This is a genomic window from Thermostichus vulcanus str. 'Rupite', assembly GCF_022848905.1.
Taxonomy (GTDB): domain Bacteria; phylum Cyanobacteriota; class Cyanobacteriia; order Thermostichales; family Thermostichaceae; genus Thermostichus; species Thermostichus vulcanus_A.
On record NZ_JAFIRA010000099.1, the window covers coordinates 1 to 2,357 of the forward strand.

Sequence of the window (2,357 nt, forward strand, 5' to 3'; positions counted from 1 at the left end):
CTTGTTTTCCCCAGCAGCGTTCAGATTCAAAAAAGGTTTTTCGAGGTTCGACCATGCGGTATCGTCCACTGCTCGCCATTTTGTTGGCGCTTTGTTTGAGCGTCTTCGCCTTTCCGGCTGAGGCTGCTAAGGCCCCGCTGACCTATGACCAGATCCGCAACACCGGTAAGGCGGCTATTTGTCCTTCGGTCTCCGACAGTTCCAGAGGGCGCATCGAAATACCCAGTGGGGGATCCTTGAAGCTAACCGACGTTTGCTTCCAGCCGGTGCAAATTGAAGTGGAAGAGGAAAAGCGCAACGGCGAGAAAGAGTTTATCAAAGCCAAAAACATTCTCATCTCCGCCGCCACCCTGGGGCCCATCAAGGCAGAGGTGACCCCCCAAAATGGGGGCTTGCAGCTAAGGGTGGTGGATGGGATCACCTTTCAACCGACAACTGGCCAAATGCCTCGCCGCGAACTGGTGCCGCTGCTGTTTAGTGTGAAAGATTTGGTGGCCACAGCCCAGGGATCCGCCATCGACCCCTCCACGGATTTTGAAGGGGAGTTCTTGGTGCCCGGTTACCACAGCAGCTCTTTCTTGGATCCGCGGGGACGGGGTTCCAACACGGGCTACGACACTGCTGTAGGGTTGCAGGCCGCCAAGGATGAATTTGCCCCCAACCGCAAGGTGGATGAAGTCTCGGAAGGGAAAATGTCCCTGCGGATTGCCCGTGTGGATCCCAGCACTGGAGAAATGGCGGGATCCTTTGTTAGCATTCAGCCCTCTAGCACGGAGCAGGGGGCGATGGAACCCCACACGGTTCGCATTCAGGGCCTGTTTTATGCCCGCTTGGCAGAAGATGCCTAAGTTGGGGATCCCTGACTGAGGTTAAGAACTGGAGAAGCAAGCAATCCGTCTTGTAGATCTAAGATGGGCTGGGATCCAAGCGGTCTTGGCCCATTGTTTTGTTTGAGTGCAATAGGAGCGCGCAGCAATGGTGCAATCCTACAGCGTCTGCTTTGATCGAGCGGCGGGCTTTTACGATGTGACCCGGGGCTTTCCCGCCGGTGTGGATGAAGAAATTGCCGATGCGATCGTGACTGCGGTGGGGGCCACCCAGGATACCCACTTTCTGGAGGTGGGTATTGGCACAGGGCGTATCGCTTTGCCCTTGATCCGCCGCGGCTATGCCTATTCCGGCATTGATATTTCTGAAGAGATGCTGGCGGAGTTACGGCGCAAGTTACGGGAAAGACTGGGCCAAATACCACCGCAGGTGTCCGTTCAGATGGCTGATGCGACCGCCTTGCCCTTCGGGGAGGCGTGTTTTGATGTGGCGATTACGGTGCATGTGCTGCATTTAATTCGGGAGTGGCAACAGGTGATTGGCGAGATTCGCCGCGTGTTAAGGCCGGGGGGAGTCTATCTCTACGGCTATGGGGATCGGGTGGTGAGCGCCCGCGGCGAGTTTGATCCCCGTTGGACAGAGATCTTGGCGGGGCTGGGCTTTGCACCCCAACGGGTGGGGGCCAGTACTGAGGAGGTGGAGCAGTACCTGCAGGCTGAGGGTGCCCGATTGGAGCGGGTGGTGGCCGCGGAATGGCCAACGGCGATCCGTGCCCAGGCGCTCTTTGATTGGTATGCCCAGCGTTCCTACAGTGCCTCTTGGCAGATCCCGGAAGAGATCTTCACGGTTGCCATCCGCCAATTTCAGGAGTGGTTTCGGGACACCTATCCCGATCCGCAGGTCACCCTTCTGGGGGAAAGCCAATTTCAGATGCTGTTGGCCCGTTGGTAGGGATCCCTGTCTCAGTCCTCTTCACAGGTTGGCCAGATAGTCTTTCCAGCCGCGGGCGTGCAATTGGACATTTTTCTCTTGTACCGACTGTTTGAGGCTTTCCCGATAGGCGATCACCTGCTGCAAGAGGTCGGGATCCCCGCAGGCCAAAATCTGGACTGCCAGTAACCCGGCATTGTGTCCATTGCCGATGGCAACCGTGGCCACCGGGATCCCGCGTGGCATTTGCACAATTGAGTAGAGGGAATCCAACCCCTGGAGGTGCTGGCTTGCCACCGGTACGCCCACCACCGGCAGAGGGGTTAAGGCCGCCACCATCCCCGGCAAATGGGCCGCCCCTCCGGCGCCAGCAATGATCACGCGGATCCCTTGGGTATGGGCGGAGCGGGCAAACTCCAGCATCGCTTCCGGGGTGCGGTGAGCGCTGAGAATCTGGAGTTGATAGGGGATCCCGAACTGTTCACACACTTGGGCCGCCGCCGCCATTGTCGGCAAATCCGAATCGCTGCCCATGACAATCGCAATCAGGGGAGAGGAGGATTCCATGGCGTGCTGGCCCGTTGTAGCCGATCCATCAT

Annotated in this window: 3 protein-coding genes; 2 read left to right on the forward strand and 1 reads right to left on the reverse strand. The window is 58.1% G+C overall.

Annotation, left to right across the window (positions count from 1 at the left end):
* The first annotated feature begins 53 nt into the window (after positions 1-53).
* Together JX360_RS17210 and JX360_RS17215 are read left to right on the forward strand one after the other, a co-directional pair.
* Positions 54-848: a photosystem II manganese-stabilizing polypeptide gene (locus JX360_RS17210; RefSeq protein ID WP_244353445.1), complete on the forward strand. Its 795-nt coding sequence runs from the start codon at positions 54-56 to the stop codon at positions 846-848.
* A gap of 127 nt (positions 849-975) precedes the next feature.
* Entirely contained in the window at positions 976-1,779 is an 804-nt protein-coding gene (locus JX360_RS17215) for a class I SAM-dependent methyltransferase (RefSeq protein ID WP_244353446.1), read from the forward strand.
* A gap of 21 nt (positions 1,780-1,800) precedes the next feature.
* Here JX360_RS17215 and purE read toward each other — a convergent pair whose 3' ends face one another.
* A complete protein-coding gene (gene purE, locus JX360_RS17220; protein WP_244353448.1) occupies positions 1,801-2,325 on the reverse strand; it encodes a 5-(carboxyamino)imidazole ribonucleotide mutase in 525 nt (174 codons plus the stop codon).
* Positions 2,326-2,357 lie beyond the last annotated feature (32 nt).

Coding starts and splice junctions, on each gene's coding strand:
- JX360_RS17210 (WP_244353445.1), top strand. CDS start 54: ATGCGGTATCGTCCACTGCTCGCCATTTTGTTGGCGCTTTGTTTGAGC.
- purE (WP_244353448.1), bottom strand. CDS start 2,325: ATGGAATCCTCCTCTCCCCTGATTGCGATTGTCATGGGCAGCGATTCG.
- JX360_RS17215 (WP_244353446.1), top strand. CDS start 976: ATGGTGCAATCCTACAGCGTCTGCTTTGATCGAGCGGCGGGCTTTTAC.